General features: G+C 57.0%; 10 protein-coding genes. 6 read left to right on the top strand and 4 right to left on the bottom strand.

The annotated features are described in order from the left end of the window. Window positions 1–39: 39 nt before the first annotated feature. Entirely contained in the window at window positions 40–741 is a 702-nt protein-coding gene (locus tag VIM98_RS11185; protein WP_331993187.1) for a response regulator transcription factor, read from the bottom strand. 580 nt (window positions 742–1,321) lie between these two features. Between VIM98_RS11185 and VIM98_RS11180 the strand changes: the two genes are divergently transcribed. From VIM98_RS11180 to VIM98_RS11155, 6 genes are all read left to right on the top strand, one after another. Further along, entirely contained in the window at window positions 1,322–3,214 is a 1,893-nt protein-coding gene (locus VIM98_RS11180; protein WP_331993186.1) for an Ig-like domain-containing protein, read from the top strand. Window positions 3,215–3,613: 399 nt separating this feature from the next. Further along, the gene (locus VIM98_RS11175) at window positions 3,614–4,099 is read left to right on the top strand and encodes an XVIPCD domain-containing protein (protein WP_331993185.1); all 486 of its coding nucleotides are present in this window, start codon (window positions 3,614–3,616) and stop codon (window positions 4,097–4,099) included. 370 nt (window positions 4,100–4,469) lie between these two features. Then, entirely contained in the window at window positions 4,470–7,325 is a 2,856-nt protein-coding gene (locus tag VIM98_RS11170) for a hypothetical protein (protein ID WP_331993184.1), read from the top strand. Window positions 7,326–7,580: 255 nt separating this feature from the next. Beyond that, window positions 7,581–9,056: a hypothetical protein gene (locus VIM98_RS11165; protein ID WP_331993183.1), complete on the top strand. Its 1,476-nt coding sequence runs from the start codon at window positions 7,581–7,583 to the stop codon at window positions 9,054–9,056. Between the two features lie 35 nt (window positions 9,057–9,091). Then, on the top strand, window positions 9,092–12,178 hold the full coding sequence (locus tag VIM98_RS11160; protein WP_331993182.1) for a hypothetical protein: 3,087 nt from the start codon (window positions 9,092–9,094) through the stop codon (window positions 12,176–12,178). A gap of 19 nt (window positions 12,179–12,197) precedes the next feature. Further along, window positions 12,198–13,322: a hypothetical protein gene (locus VIM98_RS11155; protein ID WP_331993181.1), complete on the top strand. Its 1,125-nt coding sequence runs from the start codon at window positions 12,198–12,200 to the stop codon at window positions 13,320–13,322. A 140-nt stretch (window positions 13,323–13,462) separates the two neighbouring features. Here the strand turns inward: VIM98_RS11155 and VIM98_RS11150 are convergent, their stop codons facing one another. From VIM98_RS11150 to VIM98_RS11140, 3 genes are all read right to left on the bottom strand, one after another. Then, window positions 13,463–13,978: a fimbrial protein gene (locus VIM98_RS11150; protein WP_331993180.1), complete on the bottom strand. Its 516-nt coding sequence runs from the start codon at window positions 13,976–13,978 to the stop codon at window positions 13,463–13,465. Between the two features lie 43 nt (window positions 13,979–14,021). After that, window positions 14,022–15,077, bottom strand: coding sequence for a fimbrial protein (locus tag VIM98_RS11145; protein WP_331993179.1), 1,056 nt, complete (start codon window positions 15,075–15,077; stop codon window positions 14,022–14,024). Between the two features lie 24 nt (window positions 15,078–15,101). Continuing rightward, window positions 15,102–16,279 (bottom strand): fimbria/pilus outer membrane usher protein (locus VIM98_RS11140; protein ID WP_331993178.1); only part of this gene is annotated, 1,178 nt, incomplete at its 5' end.

The raw sequence follows: 16,279 nt of genomic DNA, 5'->3' as shown, positions 1-16,279 counted from the left end.
CTACGATCACTGTATTCCCGCACCCTTTGCCATCGATTCTTATCGATCGAGCTCGTCGTCCAGATCGACCCAACGACAGTATTCATATAACTCCATGTCGTTTTGGACATAGAGCTTCGCAAGCGCCGCACGCTTGTGCTTGCTGGCTGATTTGTAAGTGAACCCCAGACGATCGGCAATGACCTGCAACGTGGCCCCCTCACTAACCGACATGCGCAATACACGGGCTTCGGCATGGGTCAAGCGAACGGGCCTGCGCTCCAACTTTGCCTCGTGTTTGACCAGTAACGACCGAATGCTTTTGCTGACATAGGTTTGCCCCGCGCGGGCAGCTCCCACGGCCGCGGCAAGCTCGGTAACCCCTTCGGCCTTGTCTACCCAGCCCTGTATGCCTTCTCGCATGGCCTCTTTCAGCAACCCAAGGTTACGCAGGGACGTCATGACGACCACGGGCATGTCGGGGCGAACCCGCCGCAGGTTCTGCAGCATGAAGTGGCCATCGTGATGGGAATCGCCAGGCATGATGTAGTCGGTAATGACCATGTCGCACGCGCTATGTTCGGCAGCGTCCAGAAGACTGTTGGATGATGCCACTTCGGCAATCACATCATGTCCCATGGCCTTGAGTGCCGCACGCACACCGTACCGACAAACGGGATGATCGTCAGCCACGACGACGCGCAGTGGTTCGGCTTTCTCTTCTTCATGCACGATCGACAATGCGACGTTACTTCTCATCATGTGTCCTCCATTCCCAACTGCTGTCAGCACGCAGCGCGCTGTCGTTCCCTGAAGCATTATTTGGTGACCTCTACATGCCGCTTTAATTGGCGCACCGGTAGCTTCACATATTCCATATGACGCACGAAAACGATTTCGGCAACGCCGAAATGTCTCAATTGTTTCGCGATCTGACTAATTGGGCTTTTATTCTGCTCGCACGCTCACGTAAATGTACGGCATGGCGAAAATCGATAGCTCGACAGACAAACCTGACGCGACAAGTTCCGATGCTCACGGAGCTTGGGCTTTCATCGCGCATGTTGTCGAACGGAATAGGAAATGAAAAATGCTTTCCTTGCTTCTTCACAGATTCCGCATCACCGCTCGTACCGACCTGATCGTCTCGCGCGAATTCCGGCACGCGCCCCAGAATCCATCGGATTCCGCAATAACTTCCCCGTCAAGCGAGCATATCGGCGTGGAGTATCTTCGCCCCCCGGCTAGAAACTCGCTTTGCGTTGCCAGATCCGGGGATACCTGCCTTATTCCCGTTCGTTACACGATCGATGGCGTTCCGGCACCCAGGCATCGGCCGTGCGTGCTTGCATGTGCGGATCGACCCGCACGCTCGTGTACCGGCTACGTAGGCGACGAAAACGGCATTGCGCTGTTTCGATTTCCGATCCATCCCGGCCACGATGGCAACGAGATCACGCTGGTCGCATCCCCCGAGGCCACCGGCGTCACCTATAAAATCTATAAGGATCTATGGACCGATCCCATGCTGACAGCCATTGTATGGCCGCCCCTGGATGCAGTGCTTCCCCGCGATGAGCCGATAACTTTCAGCGCCTACCAGATGCTCCATAACGGCACGCTGGCTTGGCCCGATGAAGCCGACCCTATGCTTCCCGAGCTGACCTGGGAGTGCTCTGAACTCTTTGCCATCACGCCCTTGCCCGATCAAGGCCCGCTTCCAGATGGAACACCCAACCTCGCCAGACGTGCCCAGATCGTTATCCCGGAAAAAGCATCGATCGGTGGAGACGCCTTGCGTATAACCGTTCGCCCGAAAGACCCCGATTCGTCGCTTCAGCCTGTGTCCGTCTGGTGGCGTGTTGCCGCCACAAGAAAAAACCGACGGCCCCGGATCGACATCACTCCGGCCCTCGATGCCACGCCGCAACCCATCGGATGCCCGATTACTGTCGCGGCGACATTGGTCGATAAGCATCGCCAGCCGATGCCAGGAAAAGCCGTCCAGTGGTCGTGGCAAAACGAAAGACTTCCTCCGCCCAAAGTACTTGACGGCGGCATCACGGATGCACAGGGAAGGGCGCAAGCCATTATCCAGGCGCCCTGGGGCAATGTGAGAGATACGCTCGTCGCCTCTCACGGAAGCATTCGGGCAAGCTGTTTTATCAACTTCACCACCCTGTCCAGCGGCCTTCCCTTTAATCCGCAGATAGCCTGGCCGCAGGCCCATACCAGGCTGACCGCGGGCCAATTCCACTCTTTAGGCGGATTTTGTCAATTTCCCAGCCGCACACTCGGCGAGGAACCGCAGATGACATGGTCTACCGACCCTTACACTGACGACATTGCCTTCATTCCAAGCGTCAGCCCTATGCAGGGGACAGGGCTCGGCGCGTTCGGCACGCTGGTTGCGGCAAAGCCCGGTAAGCCCATCCCCACCATCGCTTTGCTGGCGGCTTCGCCGAACCCGGCGGCACCCGGTGGCATGGACGTTATTCGACTGGAAGGCATCCGATTCGAACCGGCTACCGATAGCCAGTTGGTGATCGAGACACCCACAAGCCTTTGTCTGTTGCCTGTGCAGGCGCCTGTGGCCGCGCGCGCGCGCTTTGTCGACAAGGACGGACACCCCATTGCCGGTGCAATCGTCGTCTGGTCGTGGGATTCCCTGCTGCCACCGCCGGAACTCCTTCCCGGCAACACGATGACCAACGCCGATGGCATAAGCGAAGCCACCCTGCTGGCACATACAGGCGTCACCGGCAAACTGATAGCGACCGCCATCGATCCAAGTACGCATCGACTCTGTCGGGCGGAAGTCGATAGCTTGCCATTCGCGCTTTCGCATAGCGGGCCGGGAACGATCGATATCGCGTCGCAAAACGGCATGGAGCTGCAGACAGGGATGGAACATGGCATCACTGCACGGTACACGCTGGCCGACGGCAGCCTGGCGGATGGCCAGTTGCTGACGTGGAGCGCCGGCAGCACTCCAGTGATCTTCGATCCGCCCTGCTCGTATGTCGTGGATGGCGTGGCGAGTACGACCGTCATGGTTCCTTCCAATTGGGAGCACTTGCTGGACGTGACGATCAGCGCGACGGTATATAACCCACGCGGAAACGAGGGGATAGTCGATCGAGGGCAACTGACCGGTGTGGATTTCCGAAGCCGGCTGTTGGTACAGGATATGGCTTATTACAACGTATGGATGATGAATCCCTACTTTGGTTAATCGCATATCTTCCATGCGCAATCGCCATAGGCTGCGACACGAACTCGCTGTGAGGCGCGTTCGTCTTGGCTGAAGCGAACATCTAAAGCCAACTGTTTTTGCAGGAGCGGCTTCAGCCGCGATCGGATAAGCCGCGCTCTGCATGGCCGCGTCTGAAGCGGCTCCTTCGGCCTCGAGCCTGCTTAGTAGATGCGCAACCCCCGTTCATTTTCTCACTTCAACTCGGACGGTAACTAAGGTAGCCAGTTTTTTAGAGGTTCCCTGAAGTCACTCCCATAGAAGCAGGCAACGCCTAGTGTTGTGGGAGCGGCTTCAGCCACAACAAGCCGTGACGTAACCACGCATCTCCCTCTGGGAGATATATCTCATTTAACCGGAATACCCCCCGGTACCGGCATCATGGCGACCACTTACCAAGTAGAAACAACAATCCGCCTGGACAACCCCGCACATCCTGATCATGCGTTCTATCTTCAGGTGCTGGAATGGGTTCATCAGCTGGACCGGCAAACCGGACGGACATCGAACCGAGGCAGTGACAACATCGCAGCAGCTCTGACAGTCGCAGCGCGCTGCAAAGGTTTGTATCGAATCGACAAAATCGCGCTATGCGATGACGCCAGCAAGCTCTGCGTCGGTAAGGGCCTTGACGCTATACGCGACCACTTTGTCCGTCATGCCCAGGTGGACACCGATGAAGCCTTTTGTACGTCCGTGGCACAGAACAGCGCCCAATGGCCTGAGGCGATGAGGCACTTCGAGCGCCACAGCCAGCAACGCGAGACCTGGCAGCTCAATGGCATGCCGGTCATGGCTGCTAAAGACATGAGGCCCCCTCCTTCGCCAGGAGGATATGGCCATTCGCTGGGCAAGAAAGGGCAATAAAGAAAACTTTTTTTCCTTTCCTCAAAAAGGCAGCACTACTTGCCAGGCTATCTTGGCAGGTGGTCTGGCCAGGATCGCGCACACCCCGCCGGGGTGGAGGCCGGCAGGCCACGCGTGACGTGTTGACCATCATGCTGCCCGGAGAAGGAAACCGATGACATCGGCAAAAGATGAAAGCGTAAGGGTGGAGTACCTCCGATCCCCCGACTGGACATCCCTTTGCGTCACCAAGTCCCGCGATATCTGCCTTATCCCCGTTCGCTACACGCTGGATGGCGCCCCGGCTCCCCAGAATTATTTCGGAATTCTTTCCGATAAACATTACCCAGCCCACTCAAGCAACGGCTATGTGGGCGATGAAAATGGCGTTGTGCTTTTCCGGTTCGAGACATTCCTTGACGACAGCGAAGTTTCGCTTGCGGCCTATCCCGACACGGCAGGCGTGACTTATAAGGTCTACAAGGACGTATGGCTGCTGCCCATGCAGACGACCGTGGCGTGGCCCTCTCCGGATACCGTGCTCCCCCGGGGTAAGCCCATTGTCGTGAGCGCTTACCATTCGCTGCATAACGGCACAGACCCTTTCCCTTGGCAAGGTGACAATTCGGTACTTCCCGAACTCGTCTGGGAATGCTCCGAGAAGATGGTTCTTGAGCCGTTGGCCGACCAGGGCCCGTTGCCGAACGGCTATGCCAACCGTATCCGGCGCGTGAGGTTTTCCATTCCTCAAAATGCCCCGATCAACGGCAATGCCCTCGGCATCACGATACGCCCCAAAGATCCCAATGCATCGCTGCAGCCGATAACCGTGTGGTGGCGAGTTGCGGATACGACGCCCGCACGGCAGATATACATAACGCCTACGCTGAATGCCACTCAGCAGCCGGCCAATTGCACCATTCCTGTCACAGCCACTCTGATCGATGTAAGCAGCCGACCAGTACCGAGACAGAGAGTGCAATGGTCCTGGCAGCGAGGCACCCTGCCATCGCCCGAAGTCCTTGGCGACGGCCTCACCGATGAAAACGGTCGGGCTCACGCTGTTATTCAACTACCGGCCGGCAACTGCAACGATACATTGATAGCCACCAGTGGTAACACGCGGGCAAGTTGCCCCATCAATGCATCCGATAAGGCAGGCGGCCTGCCTGCCATGAGCGACATCAGCGAGCCCTTGCAGAACGCTCGCCTGACGGCAGGACAGCCACATAATGTGAAAGGGCGTTATGGCTTTTTCAGCCGCGCGCTGGCAGATGGAAAGCGACTTACCTGGTCAACGGATCCCTATACCGACGACATCAGCTTCGCCCCCAATGCCAGTAATGCAGTGACTACTGGTTTTGGCGGTATCGACACGATCGTCACCGCCAGGCAAAACAACGACTTGCCGACCGTTGCCCTGCTTGCGGTCTCACCCAACCCGGTCTCGCCCCATGGCATGGATGTCCTGCGAGTGGAGGGCATCCGATTCACGGTCCCCGTCGATAGCGAGCTGATTATCGAAACCCCGGAGGATGGCGACTCGTTGCTTGCAGGCAGCTCGCAGATCGCCCAAGCTCGCTTTGTCGATAAGGACGGCACCCCCATCCGCTGGACCGTGGTGGACTGGTCGTGGGAGAACGTATCGCCGCCCGATGCCCAGCCCAGTATCGTTCCCGCCAGCGGGGTGACCGATTTTGACGGCGCCTGCCAAGTCGCCATACGTTCCGATCGGAACATCAGTGCGGATCTTCATGCCACTGCGATCGATCCGGCGACGGGCCGACGCTGCCAGGCTTGGGCTAAGAGCGTGGCCTTTACTGGCGCGGCGGAAGGGCCGGGTCGGATCGATATCGCGTCCGAAGACGGCACGGAGCTGCGAACCGGTATTCCGCATACGTTTACGGCGACCTATACCCTCGCCGACGGCAGGCTGGCCGATGGCCAGGTGCTGACATGGAGTGCCGGGAACGCGCCCGTCCAGTTCGATCCGCCTACGTCCGTCGTAAGACTGGGGCATGCCAGCACCAGAGGTACGGTTGCAACGAGCCGGGGCGACGTGCAGGGCGTCACGATTGTCGCGACCACGCCCAATCCGCATGGAAACGCAGGAACTGTCGACCGAGGCAAGCTTCCAGGCATCAATTTCGATAGCAAAGCGAAGTTGCTTGGGCTGGCTGTCGATAAAGCGCTGGCGGCGAACCCTTTCGACGGTCAGTATCATGCCGATCAAGCGGCCGTGACCATCAAAGCAGCACTGCGACTGATCGCTCCCAGCAGTACCACTGCGCGAGCGACGCTCGCCTTGTCTGAGTTCGGTTCTCCAGCTCGCTTGTACGGACGCGACGGCAAAGCGCTGCAAGCAGATGCAAAGGGCAATTATCTAGCGCCATTCGATACATCGGGCCGCTGCGATTTCCAGATCATGTCGCCAGTCTTTTCACTGTTCACATTGACAGCATCATACGCAGAGCAAACCCTGGCCTCTACCCAACTGGTAATTGCCGATATCGACGGCGCACCGCCGGCCGATATCGAATCGCCACTTATCCACGGCTTGAATCGCCAGACCTTGAACATCGATACCTCCTCCTACACCTTCCGCATATCAATGGACCTGGAGGATGCCGATAGTTATATCGATGACAATGCGACGCTGGCAGTCTGGCTGAACGGCCGAATTGTTTTTGCGGGCACGGGTAGCGACATCGATCGCAATAACAAGCGTGGCGGCGCGTTTATCGGCAATGCAGGCCTCGTGCCCGATACGATCAACAAGCTCGTTCTGATCTTCAATGATACGCGGATCTTCAAGAAGCGAACGTTCACTACCACTCCATTGCTGTTCCATGTGACGGGCACTCCAAGGATACAGCCGACTCCGGGTGCCCTGGCGGCACCCGATGGCCTGCCGTCCCGCGTCACCGCCTGGGATGCCGCACGAGGTGTAAAACTTACCTTTTCCGAACCGATCGCCAAGTTCGCCACAACAATCTCTGTCTTTTGCTTTTTTGAAGATAACGATCCCAACGCAAGGGGTCGCCACAATGTCGTGCAATTCGATATCCCCGGCGGCACGGATGCGTCGCTTGTCATCCCGCAGATATATCTCGCTGGCTACGCCACTGGCAGCAGTTTACGGGTGAACTACAGCATTGCCGGCCAATGGTCCCAGATCGCCAGAGCTGCACTCGACTCAGCGGCGGTAACGGACACTTTGGCTCTGCAACATGAGCCCGGCCGCTAACAAAGTCATAACAATACGTGCTGACTGAACGAGCCTCTGAAGGGAACCTCGGAAACTACCTATCTCTGTAGGAGCGGGGGAGCTTCGCCTCCCTTCCAAATGCATGCCACTGGCAGCAGTGCCATGGAAAAAAACAGGCTGGGAGGAAAAGTTTTCCTCCCTTTTTCAAAAGTCCCCCTTCCCCAACAAGGCTACCTTGGTCGGTGCGCCCAGATATCCCAGAGGCGCACCCAAACCACTAGATGGAGCATCGCTATGGCCGTTACCAAACTTCGTTTTGCCAGCCTGCCGGGACAAGACCTTGCCCTCGGCGAATACAACGAATTCACTATGTATGCCGAAGGTGCGGCTGGTCAGCATGTAACTTTTGCTACAAAAGAAGATCCTGGCGCGGCCATGTTTCCTGCCGGTGGCCGGACCGTATCGTTTACTGAGATCCCAGGTACAGGCATGTACAAGGCCGTCACCAAGATGAAGTACGTACCGGCGACGGGCCAGGAGAAAGATGCATTTACTTTGCAGGCCTTTCTCGATGGATCGAGCACACCAGATGCCGAGCTAGCCGGTCTCCACGTATCGGCGCATGACCAAGCGAAGTCTCTTGCCAAAATCGATAATGGCTTCGCAATCAGCGATGACAGCATCAATGGCAAAACGAATGTCGACTCCGATCATTCGACGGGCGCCAAGGTCACTATTTTCAAAGGCACCGCCAAGCTGGCGAAGGTCGAAGTCACGTGGTCCACCAATCCCGGCATTGGCTCCGTGTTCTTCTATGACAAGAGCGGAGCTCCGGTAACCCCGGACCCGGTCGATGGCAAATATCGGATGCTCACCGATACCAATGGCGAAGCTGAGCTTCATGTCGCTTCCGCCCAGCCCGTTGCAATGACTCTCGTTGCACAGATCCAGGGCCAAAGCGTCGAGCCGAGCATATCGCTTGTGTGCGCCTCTCTGGATTTCGAGTCGCTGGAAAACTACGACGCGCCCATCATCCCTGAACTGGAATCGCCCGAGACCGGCGCAGATCCTGGCATCATTATACGGACTGGCTTGACTTATTTCACAGTGCGGCTTTTGCCGACACCTCCGGCGAATTCGGAAATCTTCGTCAATCTCAATGACAAGATGTGTCCGCTCAAGATCGTTGTCGATCGAGACTACACACCGATGCAGCAAATCCCGTATTTCTATCTGGATTTCTCTGACCCTGACAATAACAATCCTCAGCGGTTGAAGTTCTACACGCAGGATATCAACAGTACTAACCCCGTCTCGTCCAACGAGATCGATTTTCCGGTGTACGGCATCTATGAAAACAAGCCGGAAGACAACGTCAATCGCAGCTTGTATTCCGTCGTCCTGCAGCGTGACGGCGGCCGCACCGTCGATGACTTCATGATCACACCGCAACTCGATTTCATTATTCCCGGCCCTGTCAAGAACCTCGCCGACGTCGAGGTCACGGTATACATTAACGGGTTTGTCCCCGGCACGAACGAAGTCCGCTCCCATCAGGAAACATTTTCTCTGGCGGACCTTACTAACCCTCCGGTTACGACCATCACAGCAAATACGCAGGTCAGTGCCTTTATTCCTCGCACGTTGCTGCAGGGATATGCACGAGCGCAGGATGGCCGCACCGGAAAGTTCTATCTTGCATACAAAGGTACCGTCGGTGGCGTCGAACAGTTCTCTAAATATCCCACGCGCGAAATGGTCACGGATTAATCAACAAATTATTATTTTGCATAGGAATATAGCCAATGGCATCCTTAAAAGACGGAATTTACAGAGCGGAGTTTCTCCGCTCTCCGGATAAAGCGTATATGTGCGCAGCCAACGGAGCGCACCCGTATACACTTATCCCCGTTCGTTACACTCTCCCCGATGGCACACCAGCCGCCAAGGGTCTAAGTCGTAATCTGACTTCCTTTACCGGCACGGGTCGTCAGTCCAATGCCCAGGTTTCCGATGAAAACGGCATTGTCATATTCGGACTCGCTCCGCCCTCGGACGTTAACGATTATGTCATCGGGTTCAATGGAGTCACTGAAAGGCTCACTTACAAGGTTTACAAAGACCAGTGGACCGATCCATTGCAGACGCTTCTTCTGTGGCCATCTGCAGAGACTATCTTGCCTCGAGGCAAGACATTCTACGTAAGCCTATGTCATATGGCTCACAATGGCATGGAGGCGTGGCCTAACGATCTTAACCATGAAGTTCCAGAACTTGTGTGGGAATGCTCCAATTCGTCAGTCACTATCAGCGAGCGCCCCGTCGATCCGAACTTGCAGAGCGCTGCTCTTGTTCGCACCTGGGCAGTGTTCATTCCGCAAACCCTCTCGCTCGACAAGAATGCACTGAGCATTACGTTCAAGCCCAGGGACCCCAACCTGTCGCTTGACGCAGCGACATTCTGGTGGCGCGTTGCCGATCCGTCGGCTGCGCGGCAGGTATATATCACCCCTGCACTGGACGCGATTCCGCAGCCGGTAGGTTGCGACATTCCCGTGACGGCTACGTTGCTCAATGAGAATGGCGCCCCGGCTCAGGGCGAACTTATCCAATGGTCCTGGCAAAGGAACGCAGTAAAGACACCGCCCGAGGTGCTGGGCGATGGGAGGACGGATGAAAATGGCCAAGTACATGCCATCATTCATTCGCCAAACCAGATAGTTACCGATACCTTGCTGGCCAGCGCCAACAACGCCAGGCAAGCCAGTTGCAGCTTTTATACCAGTACCACGGCCGGGAGTTTACCCACCAACGCCCAGATCACGGCACCGGCGCCTGGCTCCGAGCTTACGGCCGGTCAGCCTCATCTGGTGACTGGTCTCTACACGCTGGCAGCTGCTGAGTCCCAGGCAGGAAAAAAGCTGACTTGGTCTACGGACCCATATACCACCCAGGTCGCCTTCAATCCCAGCCTGCAGGATATGCGACCGATCGCATTTAATATTTTCAGTACGCAGATCACAGCACAACCCAGAACAAATGCCACCGTCGACCTGCTGGGTGTCTGCCCCAACCCGGTTGCGCCGAATGGAATGGACGTCATTCGATTGAAAGGCATTACGTTCACGGCTGCCAGCGACGATCAGTTCCTTATCGACACTCCTAACGACAACGCGCAACTCCCGATCGGCGTCTCGGTCATGGCAGAAGCCAGCTTTGTCGACAAAGACGGCAACGGTATTCGCGACGCAAGCGTGAACTGGTCCTGGAGGGATGTGTCTCCCGCCAACGCAGCCCCGACCATCACTCCCACCCAGAGCACGACAGACAAAGACGGCATATGTCGAGTGGCCCTCTTTGCGAGCCAGGATGTTACGGCAACGCTGCACGCCACTGCCACGGACTCCACGACGAAGCTTTCCTACGAATCCTTTGTCACCGGGTTGACCTTTAACGCCCGGTATGGCGGACCCGGCAAGATCGTCATTGAATCGACGGATGGCGACGATCTGCTCATGGGCGTGCCTCATGAGTTTACGGCCACTTATACTCTCGCAGACGGTAGCCCGGCAAACGGCCAGGAGCTGACGTGGAGCGCGGGTAGCGCCCCTGTTACATTCGGTCAAACGAAGACCATCGTAAGGAACGGCCAAGCCAGCACGACGGGAACGATCGATCTTACGCTAGGCGACCGGTTCGAAGTCACCGTCACAGCGACCAGCCCCAATCCTAACGGGAATGCCGGCAACGTCGACAAGGGTGAACTTCCAGGGCTCGTTTTCGAGAACAAAGTGAAGCTGCACGGCATAGCCGTCAGTAAGACTTTGGCAGCAAATCCCTTCGATGGCCAGTTCCACTCCGACCAGGCAGATACGATCATCAGGGCGGCGTTGCAGTTGCTTCCCGACCCGCCGGCCGGCGCGAAAGTGAGCTTGAGCACTTCCGATTTTGGCGCGCCGGTCCGACTCTACGACTACAACGGTAACGAGTTGGCCAAGGAAAGTGGTAAGTACATCGTCGCCACCAACGCGTCGGGCCGCTGCGATTTTCAGATCATGTCGCCAGTCTTTTCGTTATTTACCCTGACGGCGACTTATCAGGACCAGACGCTGCAATCTGGTCCTTTGCTGATTGCCGACATCGATCATGCCCCACCGGCCGATATTAGCCCGCTGCGCATTCACCCCGCCTTGCGGAATCAGGTCATGAACATCGACCCGGCGTCCAGTACCTTCAATGTCTTCCTGGACATGGACGACGCCGATGGCCTGATCGAAAACGACACCGGCGTCGCACTGTGGTTGAACGGACGCATCGCCTTTTCGGGCACGGGCAAAGACCTTCTCTACGATGCCCAGACCAAGGTCTATGGGGCCTCGATTGGGAATGCGGCTCTTATCCCGGGCGAAACGAACAGGCTGGTTCTGGTGTTCAATGACACGCAGCACCACAACAAGCGGACGTTCAACACCAAGCCGTTGCTTTTCAACGTCACTGGCGTCCCCCAGACAAAGCCCACCGAAGGCAACCTGGCTCCGCCGACAGGCCTGCGAGATCGCGTCACCGCATGGGATTGCGCGCAAGGACTGACGCTCACGTTTACCGACCCGGCAGTCAAGGCAAGCTCGAAGGTCTCTGTCTATTGCTTCCTGGAAGACAGCAACACCGGCGCACCGGTTCGCTACAACGCGGCGCGGGTCGACAGAAAGGAAGGCGAGACATCGGTGACCATTCCGCAGATGTACCTTGCCGGCTACGGCAATGGGAGCATCCTGCGAGTGAATTACAACGCCGACGGCCAATGGTCAAAGACCGCCACAGCAAGCCTCGACACGGCAACCGCCATCACCGGCCTGGCGGCTCATCGCCGCCGGCAGACAGCGCGCAAGTGACGGCTCAGGGAGAACTGAAATGAATCACAGAAGCACGATACGTGTTAGCTCCGATTTCATCCTTAGCTCGATCGAGGGGCAAGAAAACCTCCTGGATCCGTTGTACACGCTGACGGCCAGCATGGTTGTCACCGACGACGATAACGAAACGGTGCCCGGCGTGACGATGCGCTTCCGTATTCCGGACCTGGGCGGTGGACGTGTCCAGTTCTTCGGTATGGATCGCGTAGAGGATAACGAGGGATTGACCGCCTGGAAGGACACCGATGACAACGGGGTAGCGGAAGTCAAGCTTTGTGGCTATGCCTCACTATTTATCTACCTTTTCGGCTCGATCGACGGTAGCGACTCGACAACGCAGTTCACGCTCGTCTGCTCGAACGAGGCGGAAGAGGGCTCGCTTGAGCCACCCACGTTCCTCAACGAACAGGACGGGGAGCTGGCGGTACAGAATCCGGATTACTCGTTTCAGACCAAGGCACCTAAAGCGCTATCGAATGCGCACGACAGCGATCCATGCGCCATCGTGGTGAATCGTCGATTGGCGTGGCTTGGCCTGTATGGCAGGCTATCCGATCCGGGCGCACAAGTGCCTTACAACGCCCTGGAAATCGACGATTCGCCGGTAGCGAACAATATGTACTATTTCGCGACACCTCCGGGCGCGGCCACCACCTACAAATCGCAATTGGCCACGTTTGGCGTGAATGGTGTACCCACCGCCAGGCCGAACCCGGAAATCAATGGCGATTGGGAGGCCCCGCGCCCTTACCCATCCGGCACCATCGACGATAATGCCCTGAAGGATTATGTCCTTACGTTCCATGTTCCCTTGGGCCAGGACAGCAGCAAGCAGTTGAAGCCGCGAGACAAGGTGACCTTCTGGATCTACGTCAACGGCTGGACGGCTGGCAGCATCAAGAGCAAAAAGGCCTACACACGATCATTCAGCATGATTGTGCCGGACGATTACGACCCGGACGACCAGCTTCCGCTCACGCTTACGCTCAGCGCGCAGTATTTTTATAACTTCTCGCGAGGCGATGACAACAACGACGACAACAAGATCTACTTCAACTATCAGGTCAACGATAGCGGCTGGTCGAAGGCATGGTCTGGCATCATTACGACGGATCCAGTTTAACCAGCACCGTCGTTTCGATGTGAATCGAATGCCTGGAAAAGAAAGCGGCGCTCATGTGAGCGCCGCTTTTGTTTTCGACGGAGGAGTTGAGTGCCCATGCCATAGCGCTTAGGAACCTCTAAAAATCTCTTCCTGCCTAACTAGGGATATTCGACATCGAATTCGATATGTCCATTGACATCGCCTGCTTGTGGTGTAGTCATGCTCGTCCGGACATAAGCAACGAATACATCGAGTTCGCCCTGGCTGTTGCTTACCAGCGTATCGGACGTGTTGTCTGTGCCATCGGCCCGGATCAGCTGGCCCGCATCGCTCGTCAGCCGGAAAGCCACGCCAGTCGCACTATTGGGGCCTGTATCGGCCGTGAAATATTCCGCCTTGAGGCTGTCCGGGTTGGGAAGAAAAACGAAGCGCGCTTTCGCAATTGACGCATCGCAATCTTTGACCTTCAAGGAAACCTTGACCGTGCCTGCAGTCGAATCCACCGACGGCAGGGCACCGACACTCAGGGTCGGAAGCTGGACGGGAGGCGGCGTCTCTACATCGCACGTCTTGCCGGTGATATTTGCTGTAAAGGTCCACTTCAGCTCGTCATGCGTCTCCTGCGCATGCGATGCAAAGGGGAGCAGAAGCAACCAGAGGAGCAGCTTGCTCATGCACGAAACTTGCGCACCGTGGCAGCTCATTGGCAAATGGATTCTAGTCATAGTTCACCAGGACACGCACTTTGGATGTAACTCCACCAGGGCTGACGGCGGCACCGTTGAGCTGTTCCAGAAACGCCTCGAAGCGATAGATCACTTCGCCGGCTTGCGCGTCGAAGTTCACCTGGCTGTCGCGCTCGATCTGCTTCCCGCCCGTTGACGTGCCACGCGCGTCGAGCGCCACTAGTCCCAACCCGAGACCGGGGTTATCGGTCGGGAAAAGATCCATGTTCGTCAAAGCGGGGCCGTCAGATTCGAAGGTCATGTGCACGCTCGATGTCACCAAGCTGCAGTCTTCCAACGAAAATGTGAAGGGAACCATCTTGGATTTGCTGCCAGCGCCGGAGAACACAGAAGAATCGATGTCACCCATGGCGACCTGTTTGTTTCTCTCCGATGACGAGACACTGCAAGTCGCTCCATAGAGGGTCGAAGTGCCTGTCCTTGCCTTGAAAGGCACTTCGGTCTTCGTCAATCCATCGATGTTGACGGAAGAGGAGGGAAATATGTTGTAGCTGGATGTTGTGCTATCGATAAACTTGCCCGGCGCAGGCTGAAGAGGAATCTTCACATATTCAATTAACTTCACATCGATAGCAGGCGATGCGACATTCTGCGCAAACGATAGCGTTACGGATGCGGTCGATGCCTTAACCTGCGTGTAGTTGTTTTCGCCGGCCCTACTCACATAGATCGACACAGCAACTGTTCCGTTGCTCTTGTCTCCATTGACTGTAAACCTCGGCGCGCCGTCGTCGCCAAACCCACCCCATCTCGTGCCGCCGCTTGCCTGTCCTGCGTAGACGAAACTTTTGGCGATTCCGCTGCAATCCCCGCTCATCACCGGAATCGAACGAAATTCATACGTTTGAACTTGATGCCAGCTTCCTGGAGACACTTTTCGTATGTCCAGGGAGTGATTGTTCAATGCCTTGATTACGGCATCGCCCACGGTTAAAGCACTGGGAATGCATTCCGCAGAAGCCGGCCTTATTGCGATGCAAAGGTAGATGGCAAGGCCGAGTACGCCGCGTAGAACCACATGTCTCATATATATTCGCATGTCCTGGCGTCCTCAAATTAACGCAGTCGATGACAACAGCTTCGGATACGACATATCCGCCAGCCATGATTGGGGTCGCCCACATCGCACACCCGTATCTACACCACAGACGGTCGACAAGGTCGCATCAAAGCCAAAATGGCTTGGGTCCCGGTACAGCCGCTGGATGGCTGCCGATTGCTCATCCGTAAGCATCCGCACCTGCTTGCCGAATTCGTGGCTCGTGTATGCCTCGGCGGCGCGCCCGCTCCGCCCATAGCCTGCGTCGATACCGCACGACGTCACCAGCCCCTCCGAACACGATTTCAGGGGCGTTTTACCACGAGGCGACAGGCTTGTAGTCGCCTGACGTCGCGAGGGGGCAGGCATCGCTGCTGCGGCCTGGGGCGCCGGGCTGAGGTTATGCGGCTGGCATGTTGCCGTGACCTGCTGATAGCCGTCGTCCGCCTTCTTGCGCTTGCTGCGCGGCGGCAGCGCATAAGTAAGCATGCATGACTCATCGGCATCGTCGCCCCACGAAACCTTGAGCGTACCGTGATCTTGCAGACCGCGAGCTACGACGCGGCTGCCCTGTCCGACCAGACCGAGGCTTTCGCCCTTTTCGTCCGTGACGTCGGCACCGAAAGGCAATGGCTTACCGTCCGCGCGCATGGCATCGATCAACGCCGTACGACCTACGTTGGTCGCAAAATTGACTTCCACGACGGCACCGGCACGCGGAGCGATTTCCTGCATGCCACCCATCAGCTCGACGTCGAGCGGAATGCCGTCCGGATCGATGGAGACCTGGTTGCGGATGTATGGCGTCATATAGGCCGCGATACCGTAGCCATTGCTGTCGATGCGCGCGCCGGGCATGCCGCCGATAGCCGCGCCCTCGGCATCTTCGGCATGGACCAGGGCAATCGTTTCGCCCAGGTTATTGGCAAAGGTCAGACCGCCATGATGGATGACCACGCCACCGGAGGCCCTGACGCTGCTTTGCGAGCCGCCGCCCGAAGCGTGACTTACGTCGGCACCCAACGAAGCCGCGCGCGTCTGATACTGGCCATTGGCGCTGTATATCTTATCGTTGGAATAGGAAGCCCGATTAGCCGATAGCCCGTAAGTCCACTGGTTTTCCGATCCAGCCGAGCCGGTCAACGAGACCTGCTGACCGCTGCCGTCGCGGGAATCGACCGTTACATTGC

Origin of the sequence: Dyella sp. (genome assembly GCF_036568765.1) — a bacterium.
Lineage (GTDB): Bacteria > Pseudomonadota > Gammaproteobacteria > Xanthomonadales > Rhodanobacteraceae > GSA-30.
The sequence above is the reverse complement of the archived record's forward strand: the minus strand, read 5'-3'. Positions and strand labels throughout refer to the sequence as shown.

Coding starts and splice junctions, on each gene's coding strand:
- VIM98_RS11185 (WP_331993187.1), bottom strand. CDS start 741: ATGATGAGAAGTAACGTCGCATTGTCGATCGTGCATGAAGAAGAGAAA.
- VIM98_RS11175 (WP_331993185.1), top strand. CDS start 3,614: ATGGCGACCACTTACCAAGTAGAAACAACAATCCGCCTGGACAACCCC.
- VIM98_RS11165 (WP_331993183.1), top strand. CDS start 7,581: ATGGCCGTTACCAAACTTCGTTTTGCCAGCCTGCCGGGACAAGACCTT.
- VIM98_RS11160 (WP_331993182.1), top strand. CDS start 9,092: ATGGCATCCTTAAAAGACGGAATTTACAGAGCGGAGTTTCTCCGCTCT.
- VIM98_RS11155 (WP_331993181.1), top strand. CDS start 12,198: ATGAATCACAGAAGCACGATACGTGTTAGCTCCGATTTCATCCTTAGC.
- VIM98_RS11150 (WP_331993180.1), bottom strand. CDS start 13,978: ATGAGCAAGCTGCTCCTCTGGTTGCTTCTGCTCCCCTTTGCATCGCAT.
- VIM98_RS11145 (WP_331993179.1), bottom strand. CDS start 15,077: ATGAGACATGTGGTTCTACGCGGCGTACTCGGCCTTGCCATCTACCTT.